Raw genomic sequence first — 276 nt, 5'->3', positions numbered from 1 at the left:
TAAAACTGCGCAATTAAAAGGTAAAGATGATATGTTAAATGGTATTTACTATTATCATCCAAGTGTTGAAAGCATTCAAAAATATGCAAACTTACTTCGTAAAGACTTAGAATTATCACCTATTAATGATAAAAATGATTTCTTAGATCAACGTGTTATCAACCATTATGGTTCATTAATACCATTAACGCCTTTAGATAGTAGTTTATTGAGAAAAGAACAAAATGATACGACAGATAAAGATAAATCTTCGAATAATACTGACGACAGTAATAA

Annotated in this window: 1 pseudogene; it reads left to right on the top strand. The window is 27.5% G+C overall.

The features are described from left to right. Positions 1 to 276: pseudogene (locus GUI70_RS25620) on the top strand (hypothetical protein); the annotation flags it as partial.

The organism is Deinococcus alpinitundrae, from assembly GCF_009982895.1.
Lineage (GTDB): Bacteria > Deinococcota > Deinococci > Deinococcales > Deinococcaceae > Deinococcus > Deinococcus alpinitundrae.
The sequence above is the reverse complement of the archived record's forward strand: the minus strand, read 5'-3'. Positions and strand labels throughout refer to the sequence as shown.